Source organism: Brevibacillus migulae (genome assembly GCF_004521915.1).
GTDB lineage: Bacteria > Bacillota > Bacilli > Brevibacillales > Brevibacillaceae > Brevibacillus_F > Brevibacillus_F migulae.
Genome location: NZ_SDKD01000010.1, coordinates 1 through 14,080, shown reverse-complemented (window position 1 = coordinate 14,080; position 14,080 = coordinate 1). Strand labels below are relative to the sequence as shown.

At 47.9% G+C, this 14,080-nt stretch carries 10 protein-coding genes and 7 tRNA genes; 14 read left to right on the top strand and 3 right to left on the bottom strand.

All coding sequences use genetic code 11. From position 1 onward, the window contains the following. The first annotated feature begins 272 nt into the window (after nt 1–272). Nucleotides 273–1,301 (top strand): hypothetical protein, encoded by a 1,029-nt coding sequence (locus EIZ37_RS12900; RefSeq protein WP_134685024.1) that lies wholly within the window; start codon nt 273–275, stop codon nt 1,299–1,301. Nucleotides 1,302–1,357: 56 nt separating this feature from the next. Here the strand turns inward: EIZ37_RS12900 and EIZ37_RS12895 are convergent, their stop codons facing one another. The 3 genes from EIZ37_RS12895 to EIZ37_RS12885 all read right to left on the bottom strand — a co-directional run bounded on the left by EIZ37_RS12895 (nt 1,358) and on the right by EIZ37_RS12885 (nt 4,704). After that, nucleotides 1,358–1,543 (bottom strand): type Z 30S ribosomal protein S14, encoded by a 186-nt coding sequence (locus EIZ37_RS12895; RefSeq protein WP_134685023.1) that lies wholly within the window; start codon nt 1,541–1,543, stop codon nt 1,358–1,360. Nucleotides 1,544–1,654: 111 nt separating this feature from the next. Continuing rightward, the gene (locus tag EIZ37_RS12890) at nt 1,655–1,990 is read right to left on the bottom strand and encodes a hypothetical protein (RefSeq protein ID WP_134685022.1); all 336 of its coding nucleotides are present in this window, start codon (nt 1,988–1,990) and stop codon (nt 1,655–1,657) included. A 230-nt stretch (nt 1,991–2,220) separates the two neighbouring features. Beyond that, entirely contained in the window at nt 2,221–4,704 is a 2,484-nt protein-coding gene (locus EIZ37_RS12885) for an LTA synthase family protein (protein WP_134685021.1), read from the bottom strand. 309 nt (nt 4,705–5,013) lie between these two features. Between EIZ37_RS12885 and EIZ37_RS12880 the strand changes: the two genes are divergently transcribed. From EIZ37_RS12880 to EIZ37_RS12820, 13 genes are all read left to right on the top strand, one after another. Continuing rightward, the gene (locus EIZ37_RS12880; RefSeq protein ID WP_134685020.1) at nt 5,014–6,645 is read left to right on the top strand and encodes a bifunctional metallophosphatase/5'-nucleotidase; all 1,632 of its coding nucleotides are present in this window, start codon (nt 5,014–5,016) and stop codon (nt 6,643–6,645) included. Between the two features lie 107 nt (nt 6,646–6,752). Next, nucleotides 6,753–7,976, top strand: coding sequence for an RtcB family protein (locus EIZ37_RS12875; protein ID WP_134685019.1), 1,224 nt, complete (start codon nt 6,753–6,755; stop codon nt 7,974–7,976). A gap of 227 nt (nt 7,977–8,203) precedes the next feature. Continuing rightward, nucleotides 8,204–8,587 (top strand): helix-turn-helix domain-containing protein, encoded by a 384-nt coding sequence (locus EIZ37_RS12870; protein ID WP_134685018.1) that lies wholly within the window; start codon nt 8,204–8,206, stop codon nt 8,585–8,587. A gap of 101 nt (nt 8,588–8,688) precedes the next feature. Beyond that, a complete protein-coding gene (locus EIZ37_RS12865) occupies nt 8,689–10,305 on the top strand; it encodes a spore germination protein (protein ID WP_134685017.1) in 1,617 nt (538 codons plus the stop codon). After that, nucleotides 10,302–11,411: a GerAB/ArcD/ProY family transporter gene (locus tag EIZ37_RS12860; protein ID WP_134685016.1), complete on the top strand. Its 1,110-nt coding sequence runs from the start codon at nt 10,302–10,304 to the stop codon at nt 11,409–11,411. Before EIZ37_RS12865 ends, EIZ37_RS12860 begins: the two co-directional genes overlap by 4 nt. Beyond that, on the top strand, nt 11,408–12,625 hold the full coding sequence (locus EIZ37_RS12855; protein WP_134685015.1) for a Ger(x)C family spore germination protein: 1,218 nt from the start codon (nt 11,408–11,410) through the stop codon (nt 12,623–12,625). The genes EIZ37_RS12860 and EIZ37_RS12855 overlap by 4 nt, the downstream gene beginning before the upstream one ends. A 595-nt stretch (nt 12,626–13,220) precedes the next feature. Continuing rightward, nucleotides 13,221–13,297 (top strand) — tRNA-Ile (locus EIZ37_RS12850). Between the two features lie 55 nt (nt 13,298–13,352). After that, nucleotides 13,353–13,425 (top strand) — tRNA-Ala (locus EIZ37_RS12845). Between the two features lie 119 nt (nt 13,426–13,544). Further along, nucleotides 13,545–13,617, top strand: a tRNA-Ala gene (locus EIZ37_RS12840). A gap of 12 nt (nt 13,618–13,629) precedes the next feature. Next, nucleotides 13,630–13,705 (top strand) — tRNA-Asn (locus tag EIZ37_RS12835). A gap of 1 nt (nt 13,706) precedes the next feature. Continuing rightward, nucleotides 13,707–13,782 (top strand) — tRNA-Thr (locus EIZ37_RS12830). A gap of 3 nt (nt 13,783–13,785) precedes the next feature. After that, nucleotides 13,786–13,878 (top strand) — tRNA-Ser (locus EIZ37_RS12825). An 11-nt stretch (nt 13,879–13,889) separates the two neighbouring features. Then, a tRNA-Glu gene (locus tag EIZ37_RS12820) sits at nt 13,890–13,966 on the top strand. Nucleotides 13,967–14,080 lie beyond the last annotated feature (114 nt).

Here is a 14,080-nt window from a genome sequence, read left to right as displayed (position 1 = left end):
CTCCATACAATACCTTCCATTATCGCCCGAGTAACCGGGATATATATCATGTTAGCACAGAAAAAAGGGACAGATTTCTTATAGATTGCGAATCTGTCATTGAATAATGGACGGGTATAACGGAAAAAATCAAACGTGTCTCCAAAAAACTCCATCCTGATCGGGAATTGAGTTTTTGAGCAAGGCTCCACTGGAAAAATATTATCAACCGATGAGTAAAGAGGATGTTTTTGGAAAAGACTACAAACAAACCTACTAAGGAGGTAAAGAACATGTTCAACAATTTTCAGAGCAATGCGTTTACAGGCGCAGCACAATCAGTTTTTCAACCGGGCTTTGCAGGAACAGATGCGCAGCAAGTGCGTAATCAAATCGCACGTGACGGCGGCTTTGGCTATGGGCAAGCTTACCAAACTACATATGCTACGCCTCAATTCAGCAATGTTCCAGTTGGCCTGCAAAGCGGGGCACAAGCGATTTTCCAGCCTGGTTTTGCGGGAACAGACCCACAGCAAGTGCGCAACCAAATTGCACGTGATCTGAATCCTGGCGTACAGTCTTACCAAAATACGTTTACTTCCCAACAATTTGGCGGTGTGCCTGTAGGGCTTCAAAGCGGCGCGGCACAAGCGATTTTCCAACCTGGTTTTGCGGGAACAGACCCGCAGCAAGTACGCAGCCAGATTGCTCGCGAGTTGAATTATGGCTATGCAAATCAAGCTCTCCCAACCTCTTATCAAGGAACAGCAGCTTATCAATCCAATGTGCCAGTAGGCGTGCCAGCAGCCGTTTCCGGTGGTGTACAAGCAGTCTTCCAACCAGGCTTCGCTGGAACAGAAGTGCAGCAAGTACGTAACCAAATCGCTCGTGACGGTGGCTTTGGCTATGGCGCCACAGCTTATCAGTCCAACCAATCCTTGGGCGCTGTAGGTGTGCCAGCTGCTTATCAGACTACCCAAACACTTGGTGCAGTAGGCGTCCCAGCAGCAGTGTCCGGTGGTGTGCAAGCGATCTTCCAACCAGGCTTTGCGGGAACAGATGTACAGCAAGTGCGCAACCAAATTGCTCGTGATGGAGGATACGGCTACGGCTACGCTACCAATGCGTTTCAGCCAAACCAAGGATTGGGCACAGTAGGTGTACCAGCAGCAGTATCCGGTGGTGTGCAAGCAGTCTTCCAACCAGGCTTTGCGGGAACAGACGTCCAACAAGTGCAAAACCAAATTGCCCGCGATGGCGGTTTTGGCTATGGCGCTGCAACCACTCAAGTTCCATATCCGGTAGGTGTAGGTCTGCTGTAATAACTGGAAGGATATGCAAAAATACTCCCTTACGAAATCGTAGGGGAGTATTTTTATTACCAGCTCGCTTTTCTTACACCGGGGATTTGCCCGAGGTATGCCAATTCACGGAAGCAGATGCGGCAGAGCTTAAATTTTCTCAAAACGGAGTGTGGACGTCCGCAACGTTCACAGCGGGTATACTGTTGAACTTTATATTTGCTCGGACGCTTTGACTTGATGATCATTGATTTTCGTGCCATAAAAGCCTCCTGAGATCTTGTTTATGTTTCCAGCATGGTTTCATGCAAGTATTCCATCATAACAAGATCACTCGGAAACATCTAGCGGGAACTAATGGCAGAGGGTGATCTTCATTCGGGGAAGTAGCTTTCCGAAGAACCGATCAATCCCTCTAATTGAGCAACCGCCGATTTCAGTTCCGGACGTACGGCTTCATTGGCATCTGCCAGCCTTTTCAGCTCATCTTGCACACCCGCCAATTGGATGAGAGGGGCTTTGGCGTCAACCGTTTGTTCGGATGCTGGCTGTGTCACCACGCCGTCTGTTCGCTGCAAAAACCCTTCTTCGGACATCGTTTGCAGATTGTTTTTGACCTCACTAAGCAAGCCGCGCAATTGCGGGGTCATGAGATCACTGTGTTTTTCCAGATTTTCGATAATGGCGGATACGTAGTCTTTTCTGCTCATCGCTTGCATCGTCCTTTCTTCGTGATAACCAAGCTTACTATTTCCTTTCTGGGAAAAAGACATTCCGATCCTTGGAATTTGGGTGCCATTCGGATTAGAAAAAACTTGGCTTCGCCAAGTCTATGGCGGAGCTTAGTTGCTCTTATATCGATGAGAAATTTATAAATTTTCATCGATTAAAAAAACCCACTTCGCCGTGAAAGGATCAGGCGAGTGGGTTCCGTGGGTTCCTATCGTTCCATTTGATACAATCGATAATCCTGTGCAGCAAGATATTGGCGAATGGCATCCGAAGAAGGGGAGGAAGACGGCTTCCATCCGCTTTCATGATTGGCGATCGAGATGTACAAATAGCCATTTGGATATATGTCGGACTGGTTGCCCGCGTTCATAGCATCGGCATGGTTATCCTGCAAATCGACTTGTTTGTTCGCGACGAGGTAAGGTGCCGTTTGCTGCGGCAGTTTAGCCCGAACGATGGTAAAGTCGGGATCGCTGCTGAAAAGCTCCCATTTCAACGAAGCATCCGCTAAAGAAGTAACTTTGCTGTTTTGCTTAAACTCTTCATGATTCAGAATCGGAATGAGGATATCGTTTTCCGATTTCGCAATTTCATCTCCACGTTCATTGAGCACCTTCACAGAAAGGGTAAGTTCCTTTTCTTTCAGGAAGGATGCGGGCAACGAAATGCTCACATGCTCTTGGTCAAGATAGGTAGTCGGCAGCATGGTATCATTGACACTGACCTGTGCTGTGCCTTCAAAATGCTTCCCTTGTATCGTGACGGGCAGCTCTTGATCCTCCTCAACTGTCTCTGGGTCAACCACGATGGCCAATGGATCAGCTTTTTCGAGAACCATATCCTCACTGCCCAGACCGTAATCAGGATTGACAGAAGGTTTCTTTCCGAGCTGATACGCATATTGATCGCCAAACAGAATGTCGTACCAGATCAGCTCATAATCTTTTTTCCACAGCTTATCCTTCGCAGCTGTCTGTGCGTTGGCAGGACTGAATTTTTCCGAGAGAAAGCGAATTTTTTTGTCATATGCCTGCATCAATAAATGGGTCGTGGCATTTCCGTCCAATCCGAGCCGATCAACCAGAAAGGCCCCCAAGAATGGAAGCTGCATATGCACATCTTCTTTTTTCAGCCCGATATTGTCCCAAACGACCAGCGGAGTCTGGTGCATTTTTTTAAAGTCATCCTGCTTGTATATATCGGTGATAAACGAAGACTCGCGATAGACCTGATAATCACTGCCAAGCATCGGAAAGTGGTCGCCATACATCACGATCACAGTCGGTTCCTTGCGTGCTTTGAATTCGTCAATCAAGGTCTTGAGCATGCGATCCGTATCCTCAAGGTGGGTGGCATATGTTCCTAAAATCTTCTTGCCACTCTCACTGAGCGAACCGGAAACATGATTCGAGATTTCCAGATTTTGATCATCGTAAGGCCCGTGAGATTGCATCGTCACGGCAAAGACAAAGTCCTGTCCATCTGTTTTTTGCGTTTCTGCCAGGATCCGTTTGGCTACTTCGCTGTCTCTGATGAAAGGCCCTTTCGTTTCCGGAGCCGTCATAAACTCCATCGGGATGAAACGGTCAAAGCCCAGATTCTGATAGACATGGGTCCGGTTGTAGTACCAGTGATAAAACGGATGGATCGCCGTCGTATGGTATCCGTTTCTTTTCATGATCGAGGGGAGACCATCGATCGGACGGTAGACATATTGACTGTAAGCCATGGAACCTACCGGCAAATTTTCCACGGCTAATCCGGTTAAAGCCTCAAACTCGCTGTTGGCAGTCCCACCGCCAAAGACAGAAACACTCACGTTTCCGACATTGTGGGTTTTGGCCAACTGATGGACGGTAGGCAACGGATCACGTTCGAATTGCACATTTGGCAGGATCGTCGGATCGAAAAACGCTTCGGACATAATCATGATGACATTGGGTTTTACTTTCGGCTTCGTACTTTTGTCAGCAGATGTTTTGTCGATGATCGTTTGAATTTCGTCCTGATTGTACGTAAATGGTTGATCCACTTGGAGATCCATATAATTATTGAGAAAACTGTACGAAAATCCATTGGTTTTTACATTTTCAACCTGGTTCCACGGGATCAAGCGTATGCCGAGTCGATCCCGAATGGAATACAGGGCGTCAGACGTCAGGGAGCTTACAATAACCACCGAGCAAATCCCCAGCAGCACGCGTGATTTCCAACCGTATTTCGGATATTTCTGGAAGATCAGGTACAGCATAGCAAGGATGCTCACACACAAAAATAAAATCGAGAAGAGGTTGGTCGATACGGCTCCGCTTATTCCCTCTGCTTCGTTGAACAAGTACAGATCGGCAGGTAGAAAAGGCTCACCCCGCAACGATAGTTTGACTTGATGAACATAAGAAAAAAGAAAGCACGCGAGCGAAAACAAAGCGACCGTAAAGAAGTACAGCATTTTCGGCAATACAAACAACAACAGGTACACGCTCAAGATCAGCAAATAGTTCACGAGAAACATCAACGGGTGCATCGCCATCCACTGGAGTGTTTCCCATATTGAATTTCTTTGGATGGACTCAGAAAGTACGACCAGCAGCAACGGGATTAGGAACAGAGTAACAGGATGGGTGACTTTTTGATTCCGCTTCCCTGACAGCATGGATCGAACAGCTTGTAAAATGTTTGTAAAATTTTTCATATTTCCACCTTGATTGTCTTCGTAAGATAAAGATCCTCCACGAATGAGCAGCGGAGGCTAACACTTGATAGTGACTCGATTGGTTTCATAGATACACTCCTATCTCTAACGGGAAACATCCTGATACATTATACACCAATTGATTAACTTTTAGTTTACAATAACTCGTTATGTTCGATATACGGTAAAAGTTCCATTTTTCAGATAAACAAAAGTCTCATTTTTTTGAGTCTTTTGATCGTTGTTTCCCAATTCATGGGTATTCTATGATGAGAATTGGAAGATTTAAGAATATTGGAGGAGGGACTTATGAGGAACTTTGGGGTTTGGAAGCATTTGAAGAAAACCGTACCCGTTTTCGCTTTAACGGCTGTCACGGCAGCAACGCCGGTATTTGCTGCGGATGCGTCAGGACAGGGAAATCCAGCCAATAACGGCCAATCTCAAAACCGCTACATATCAGTACAGCTTTTAGGTATTAATGACTTGCACGGTCAACTGAACGTGACGCGCAAAGTGAACGATAAAAATGTAGGCCGTGCAGACTATCTCGCCGCTTATTTGAAGCAGCGTGAAGCGGAAAATAAAAATACGCTGCTGGTCCATGCGGGGGATGCAGTCGGCGCGAGCGCTCCGGTATCTGCTTTGCTGCAGGACGAGCCTACAATCGAATTTTTAAACAAGCTCGGTTTCGATGTGGGTACCGTGGGCAATCATGAATTCGATGAGGGTGTCGAAGAAATGCTGCGACTGATCGATGGTGGAAAGCACCCCAGCACCGGTGATTTTGCGGGAGCAAGCTTCCCTTATGTGGCCGCCAATCTGGTCTATAAGGACACCGGGAAGAATGTGCTGCCATCCTACGTGGTCCAAAAGGTGAACGGCATGCCGATCGGTTTTATCGGCGTTGTGCTGTCGGACACACCAACCATCGTCGTTCCAAGCGGAGTGGCCAAGGTGAACTTCACGGAAGAAGCTGAAGCGATCAATAAAGCGGTCGCGGAGCTGAAGCAGCAAGGGGTAAAAGCGATTGTGGTGCTCGCTCATAATCCGGCTTCCTCCAAAGCAGATGGCACGGATGCAAATGGCGAGCTGGTGGATATCGCCAACAAAGTCGATGATGAAGTCGATGTGATTTTCGGTGGTCACAACCACGCCCTCCTGAATGCAACGGTTGATGGCAAACTGTTGGTGCAATCGTATTCGTACGGTACGGCATTCTCCGATGTCGATTTGGAGATTGACCCTCGCACCAAAGACATTGTGTCCAAAAAAGCGGAAATCGTGACGACCTTTCAGGATGGTGTAAAACCCGATCCGGAAATCGAGCAGCTGATCAAGAAATACGAAGACAAAATCGCACCGATCGTCAATGAAGTGATCGGCACGGCTTCCGATAAGATAACTGCCACGCAAAATGAAAGCGGAGAATCGGCGCTGGGAAATCTCATTGCTGACGCACAGAGAGCCCAAATGAATACCGACATCGCCTTGATGAATCCAGGCGGCATCCGGGCAGATATTGAAGCCGGCGAAGTAACCTGGGGAGAACTGTATACGGTTCAACCGTTTAATAATGATTTGGTGAAAATGACCCTAACCGGGGAACAAATCCGTCAAGCGTTGAACCAGCAATGGGGCGCAGATAAAACACGCTTTTTGCAGATTTCCGGCTTGAAATACAAGTGGGATTCCGCTAAACCGGTTGGCAGTCGTGTGGATGAAATCACCTTGGCCGACGGCTCTCCAATCGATCCGAAAGCGAGCTACACCGTGACCGTGAATATTTTCCTGGCAGATGGTGGAGATAACTTTACGGTATTTAAGGAAGGAACTGATCGTGAAGTCGGTCCTGTCGATCTCGATGCGCTGGTAAACTATGTGAAAAAGAGTGAGCAACCTTTCACAGCGAAGATTGAAGGACGAATCACGAAGCGTTAAGCAAAGATGGAAAAAGGAGATCTGTGCTTCGGTGCAGATCTCTTTTTTTGTTATAATGGAAAATCGGACATATAAATAGGGAAAAACTGTAAAAGGGAGTGGGGGACGTGTATCAAACGATTCAAAACGTCCGGGTCTGGGGAACGCCATTGGAAAATGCGGTATCACAGGCCGTTACTTGTGCAAAGCATGGAAACGTCGTGCAAGTGCTGCTGATGGCCGATCATCATAAGGGGTATTCTCAGCCTGTGGGAGGAGTCGTCGTATATGATGGGCAAATATCACCCTCTGGCGTTGGCTATGACATTGCCTGCGGGAATAAAGCCGTCCGTACGAATCTCCTGTACGATGACATCAAGGACAAGATCGGTAGCATTATGGATGAAGTCGCAAAACGCATCTCATTTGGAGTAGGCAGGGTGAATAACGAAAAAGTCGAGCATGAGCTTTTCGATGACGAGGATTGGTATGTCTACAAACAGATTGGCAACAACGAACACGATTCCTTGCAAGCATTGGCACGTAAACAGCTGGGTACCGTCGGAAGCGGCAATCATTTTGTCGATATTTTTGTCGAGGAGAGCACGGGCGCTGTCTGGATTGCCAACCATTTTGGAAGTCGTGGGTTTGGGCATAAAACAGCAAGCGTTTTTTTAAATCTGGCACAAGGCAAGAAGTTCAGTGACAAGGCAGCAGGAGAGAGCATGGATCAAGCCCCAACGCTCCTTGATCTGGACAGTGAGCTGGGAGACATGTATTTTCGCGCCATGACGCTTGCGGGTAAGTACGCCTATGCCGGGCGGGATTACGTCATTTCGCAAGTGCTGTCGATTGTAGGTGCGGAATCGACGTTTGAAGTGCATAATCATCATAATTTTGCGTGGAAAGAAATACATGGTGGAAAAGAGTATGTCGTCGTGCGAAAAGGCGCGACTCCTTCACAGCCAGGACAATGGGGCTTTATCGGGGGAAGCATGGGAGATATCTCCGTCATTGTGCGAGGAAAGGATTCGCCCGAGAACCGCGATGCGTTTTACAGTACCGTCCATGGCGCGGGGCGAATCATGAGCCGCACCGAAGCGGCGGGGAAAATGAACTGGAAAACACGTACGCGCAGCGGCGGGAAAATCACAACGGCACAAATGCGGGAAGCGATCCAGGCATTCGGTGTGGAATTGCGCGGAGCGGGTACGGATGAAAGCCCGTTTGTCTACAAGCGATTGCAGGAAGTGTTGGAAGCACATCAAGAGACGCTGGAGATCATGCATGTGTTGAAGCCAATCGGAGTGTGTATGGCGGGTGCGGATGAGTTTGACCCTTATAAAGATTGAGCCAAGCAGAAGAAGCAATACGAAAAAGCCGTTTCCTTCCCATTTGGAGGAGCGGCCTGTTCGAACGAAAAAATTCACGATGATCTCCGTTTTTATCTGGGAGTATTTGGGTATTCTTATATACAAATACGGTAAGCGAGGTGTGAATCAAAAGTACGATCAGCTCATAGGAAAAAGTTGCAAAGCTACTTTTTTAGCCAACCTTGTGAGAAAGAAGCGTAGAGAACGTGCCTGTACCCTATGGAAAAAGATTGAGAGCATTGCGTCAAAAACATGGTTTCTCGATTAGCCAAGTGGCAGAAAGAATCGGTATTTCGAAATCTAGTTACGCGGGTTACGAGACCAATTATCGGCATCCTCCCATGGACAAAATGCTTCTTTTAAGTGAACTGTTTCACGTCTCAATCGACTACATCTTATGCAAGACGGATGACCCTACTGGTCCGATCTATACGCAAAATGCGAAGGAGCTTTTGAAGCAGAAAAATCTTCATTGGGACGGGGTGCCGCTGTCAGAATCCGACTTGCAGGAAATCTACTGCATGCTGGAAACCATCGCACAAGAGCATGCTAGCAAACGTTGGAGCGAATCAACCATTTCCTCACTCTAGCACCACCTTTCACGCAAAGGTGGTTTTTTTGTATGCATTCCGCGTACGGAGCACATAGTAAGAATGCGCTTAAAGCATACGAGCAAAAGAGGAGGAGAAAGATGTTTGGCTTCAGAAAGAAAAGAAGCGGACGAATCTTGAAAGGAAATGGCGATTCAAAAGTCAGGGACGAGGATTCATCGCGAGGGCAAGTGTTCAGCAGTCAACTGAAAGAGAATCTCGCGCTGCTCGCTGCACGTTTTCAAGGGGCACAAGATTTCACCATCCGCGAGTTTGATTGCTTTGGAAAATTTCCGGCATGTGTCTTGTATTTGTCCAGCCTCGTGGATAAAGAGATGATCGCCAGCCATGTGGTCAAACCTTTGATGTACGCGCCGAATCACATGCCTATGCAGCAAGATTCGTTTCAACAAGCGAAGCCTCTTATCCGACAGGTGCTATTTGATGCGGATGGAAAAGCAGAGAATCAAGTGTCGATTGCATTGGATTTGTTGCTGCGTGGCAGTGCCGTTATATTGCTCGATGGAATGACCGAAGCGATCATCGTCAACGTACAGAAAGTAGAAAAGCGAGGAATCGAACAACCAAAGAGTGAACAGGTCATCCGTGGCCCGCGGGACGGCTTTATTGAACATTTGCAGACCAATCTCGCTCTGCTGCGCGTACGTATACCCTCTGTCGACTTAAAAATAAAGGTCATGCAGATTGGGACCATCACAAAATCCCAAGTGGCGATTGTCTATATGGATGGGATCACAGAACCAACCCTCATTCAAGATATTGAAGAACGGTTGAACGCGATCCAGATTGACCGTATTTTAGATGCAGGTTACATCGAGCAATTTATCCAGGATAATCCGTGGTCGCCCTTTCCGCAAATTCGCAGCACCGAACGTCCGGATGTAGCGGTAGGGAATTTACTGGAGGGCAGGGTTGCGCTCCTAGTGGATGGATCTCCGTACGCACTGATTTGTCCGACGACGTTTGCCATGTTTTATCAGACTGCCGAGGATTACACGGAACGAACATTAATTATGAGCTTAACCCGTATGGTACGGGTGATTGCTCTTTTGTTCTCACTGATTACCCCATCGCTGTACATTGCTGTGCTGTCGTTTCATCCTGAGCTCATTCCAACCAAATTTGCGATCGCGGTGGCGAGTGGCAGAGCGGGAGTGCCGTTTCCTACTTTTTTGGAAGTCTTCATGATGGAAGCAGCCGTCGAAATTCTTCGGGAAGCGACGGTACGAATGCCGCAGCAAATCGGTGGTGCGCTATCGATCGTCGGGGTGTTGGTCATCGGTCAAGCGGCAGTGATGGCGGGTTTTGTGAGTCCGATCACTGTAGTCGTCATCGCACTGACGACGATCAGCTCCTTTGCTACCCCAGCCTATAATGCCGCAATGGCGTTTCGCATGCTTCGTTTTCCAATCATGTTGGCAACGGGCGCTTTTGGTTTCTTTGGACTGATTGGCGCTCTCTTCTTGGTCAATAATCATATCATTTCGTTAAAATCATTTGGTGTCCCGTTTTTCACCCCCTTTTCGCCTATGAATTTTGGCGAGCTTAAGGATACGATCATTCGTGCACCGCTGAGGCACTTGCTTGACCGCCCAGAGGAACTGCATCCGCTAAATCAAAGACGATTGAAATCATATGGCAAAGACTTGCCGAACAATCCGTTGGATCCGCCAATGAAAGCGGGAGAGCGCCCATGATCACAAGAGAAAGGCAAATCACGGCCTTACAAGTAGCAGCCGTACTGGTAAGCAGCCTGATCGGCGTCAGTATTTTAGCTCTGCCGCGAATCGTGGCGGAGAAAGTGAATTACGGTGCACCACTGGCTACCTTGATTGGCATTATTTTGGGAGCAATCGGGCTTGGCGCCTTCACGTATCTGGGAATGCGGTTTCCGAAGGATTTTTTGATTGAATACAGTGAGAAAGTGATTGGAAAGTGGCCAGGCAAATTCATGGGCTTTTTATTCATCAGTTATTTCGCGGTAGTTTTAGGCCTGGTCGTTCGTGAATTCGCAGAGATCATGAATACGATGGTGCTCGCAAAAACACCAACATTCGCGCCTGTCCTGGTTATTTTATTGCTTGTTGTGATTACTGCTCGCAACGACATTGTTACGTTTGCCTATATCCAGTTTTACTATGCTCCGCTCATGATTGTGCCCATGCTGCTCCTGATCTTGATTGCGATTGGCGACATGAAGCTGGAAAATATCATGCCTTTTTGGGGAAATGAAACCAGCTTGCCTGATTTCCTGTGGGCAGGCGCCTCTGTAGCCAGTCTTCCTTTTCTTCAAATCGGCATGACTGTGATCACGGTACTTATTCCTTTCATGCAACAGCCAGCGAAAGCAATAAAGGGGATGTGGTGGGGAGTCTCCATTTCGTCGATCTTTATCTTACTCACGGTTTTATTGACGATCGCAGTGATGAGCGCTGAGGAAGTTGTCAATGACTTTTGGCCAACGATGGCGATGACCCGATTAATCCAGCTCCCCGCACAAATTTTGGAACGGGTTGATTTGCTTTATTTCATGGTGTGGGTAGCTTCGGCGTTAACCACCATCTCATCCGGCTATATCATGATTGCCATGCTTGGACATCGGTTGTTCCGATCTCGCAGTCACCGTAGCTTATCCATCCTGTTGACACCGGTCATCTTGATCATCGCGCTGCTGCCGGATAATACATTGCAAACGTATGGATGGCTTGAGAAGGTAGGCATGTGGGGACTCTGTCTCACCATTATATATCCAGTGTTTTTGGTACTGGTCGCGAAAATCAGGAGAAAAGGTGTTTCCTCATGAAATGGACAATGTTTCTAGCCTTGATACTGCCTGTTTTTCTCACGGGATGCTGGGATCGAGTAGAGCTTGAAGAGCGCGGCACGGTCCTTGCCCTTGCCATCGACCTGGCGAAAGAAAACGAGATGGAGGAAGAACCGCGGGTAAGTCATCCAGATGGCATGGTTCCCAAATCATCTAGCAAACGAAAGTTCAAAATAACCGCCCAGCTTGCTGTCCCCGGTCAAATTCCCCTAGGTCCTGAGAGTGGCGGGGGCGGTGCGAAGGGCTCGCAAGAAAAGGTATGGGTCGTATCTGCAGTCGGGCATACGATAGATGATGCACTGCAAAACCTGCAGCAGCATATCGCCAACGACTTGTTTTTCGGACATTTGCAGGTTGTCATTTTGAATGAGGACGTAGCCCAGCAAGGGATCGATCATATCAATGAGTACTTGCGGCGATTGCCCGAAATTCGGCGGTCGGTATGGCTTGTGGTGAATCATCATGATGCCGCAAGAACAATGAGCATTTCTCCAAAGCTTGAACGGGTTCCCGCTCTCTATTTTGCCCAGACATTCCGACAGGCGGTTCATATGGGCAAGATGCCCAAAGCCTTGGTTGGAGATTTTTGGATTAACCGTTCCAAGCAGGGAAGGGAAGGCTTCTTGCCTTATATCAGTGTTGTCGGAAAGGATAACATTGAGGTCACCGGCATCGCCTTCTTCAAGGACGATCAAATGCAAGGCACACTAAAGGCTTATGAGGTAGCTTTTTTCAACGGACTTACCGCGCAAAATCCAGGTGGTGGTACTGCCTATATCCCTGTCTCCAATCCGTCGGGGGAGATGGTGATGTTTCAATCGATCAAGCGGAAGTCTCGTTACGAATTATCTTTTCGCGATGGCAACCCTCACTTTGATGTCTACGTGGAGATAACGGGAATGATCAAGGAAAAATCAAGTGTAGACACGGATATCAAATCCCCTCAGGACATCGCAGCGATTGAAAAAGGTGCGGTGAACATGTTTAAAAAAGCGTTCGAAGATCTGATCAAAAAGACACAAGCCAAGCATTCCGATATATTTGGGTTTGGCGATCGGATTCGTGCGTATGCTTCCTGGTATTGGGACGCGAACATTCGCGATGCAAAGACGTGGCAGGAACAATACAAAGATCTGTCGGTAGCGGTTCATCCAACCGTTCGGATTATTCGCGAAGGCATGACGCCCGATTAAAACTGGGAGCTGATTCTTTTGGAAGAGATCAGCTCTCTTTTCGTGTCTGGCATAGATGACTTCGCGTATAAGGTTGCCCAGTCGGATGGGAACGTTTTTCCCAATTCTCAGGAACGGCTTCCTCTGTTTTTATAGAAAAAAGCCGCATAATGTGAAAGTTAGTTGCTTTTACCGCAGGGCGGGCTTTAAAGGGAAGCAGGGGGAGTTGGAGAAGTGAGCACGCAATTGAAGGACATTGCAATTGCAGGGGTGGGATGATGAGTACGGATCAGATTGTCGAGATGAAAGAGTTCCTAGTAAGGAGGATAGCACGATGACAACTCACCGTTAGACACCATCTCTGATGGACTGACAGTGGCAGAATCAGGCCGCCATCAGTTTCATTGGGCATTTACGCTGCCAAAAAATATCTATTGCCACGTATTTTTCGGCTATGATATATTGATTTTCCGCCAATGAATAGCAGATTACAAAAAGTTGTGGCGGCGTACCAGTGATTCCCTATTGAAAGAATGATAGGAATCATGCTATATTAAAAATCCTCCCACTTGCGAAAGGGAGGAACGTAGAAAAAACTAGTTTCACTATACTGTATGGGCCTATAGCTCAGTTGGTTAGAGCGCACGCCTGATAAGCGTGAGGTCGGCTGTTCGAGTCAGCCTAGGCCCACCATTTCCCATTGATTTTGGATATCAAGATTTGATAAGATAAAAGTCCAAGTGGTTATGGGGCTGTAGCTCAGTTGGGAGAGCGCCTGCCTTGCAAGCAGGAGGTCATCGGTTCGATCCCGTTCAGCTCCACCTTGCTAGTATTCCTCNCCTGATAAGCGTGAGGTCGGCTGTTCGAGTCAGCCTAGGCCCACCATTTCCCATTGATTTTGGATATCAAGATTTGATAAGATAAAAGTCCAAGTGGTTATGGGGCTGTAGCTCAGTTGGGAGAGCGCCTGCCTTGCAAGCAGGAGGTCATCGGTTCGATCCCGTTCAGCTCCACCTTGCTAGTATTCCTCGGTAGCTCAGTTGGTAGAGCAATCGGCTGTTAACCGATCGGTCGGAGGTTCGAGTCCCTCCCGAGGAGCCATGCTCCTGTAGCTCAGTCGGTAGAGCGTTTCCATGGTAAGGAAGAGGTCGCAGGTTCGATTCCTGTCGGGAGCACCATATGGATGGATGTCCGAGTGGCCGAAGGAGCACGATTGGAAATCGTGTAGGCGGTGTCGAACCGTCTCGTGGGTTCAAATCCCACTCCATCCGCCATTAAAAGTTCTGGCCCGTTGGTGAAGCGGTTTAACACAGCAGCCTTTCACGCTGTCATACAGGGGTTCGAATCCCCTACGGGTCACCATTTATTGTCTGGGGCACCCACAAAGTATTCGGAATAAGCGACGAAGCATTTGCTTCACTTTGTGGGGTTAAATTTGGAGGCTTAGCTCAGCTGGGAGAGCATCTGCCTTACAAG

Excerpts from the sequence above, each read along its gene's own strand:
- EIZ37_RS12855 (WP_134685015.1), top strand. The coding sequence starts at position 11,408 with ATGAAATGGACAATGTTTCTAGCCTTGATACTGCCTGTTTTTCTCACG.
- EIZ37_RS12890 (WP_134685022.1), bottom strand. The coding sequence starts at position 1,990 with ATGAGCAGAAAAGACTACGTATCCGCCATTATCGAAAATCTGGAAAAA.
- EIZ37_RS12860 (WP_134685016.1), top strand. The coding sequence starts at position 10,302 with ATGATCACAAGAGAAAGGCAAATCACGGCCTTACAAGTAGCAGCCGTA.
- EIZ37_RS12900 (WP_134685024.1), top strand. The coding sequence starts at position 273 with ATGTTCAACAATTTTCAGAGCAATGCGTTTACAGGCGCAGCACAATCA.
- EIZ37_RS12865 (WP_134685017.1), top strand. The coding sequence starts at position 8,689 with ATGTTTGGCTTCAGAAAGAAAAGAAGCGGACGAATCTTGAAAGGAAAT.
- EIZ37_RS12885 (WP_134685021.1), bottom strand. The coding sequence starts at position 4,704 with ATGAAAAATTTTACAAACATTTTACAAGCTGTTCGATCCATGCTGTCA.
- EIZ37_RS12895 (WP_134685023.1), bottom strand. The coding sequence starts at position 1,543 with ATGGCACGAAAATCAATGATCATCAAGTCAAAGCGTCCGAGCAAATAT.
- EIZ37_RS12880 (WP_134685020.1), top strand. The coding sequence starts at position 5,014 with ATGAGGAACTTTGGGGTTTGGAAGCATTTGAAGAAAACCGTACCCGTT.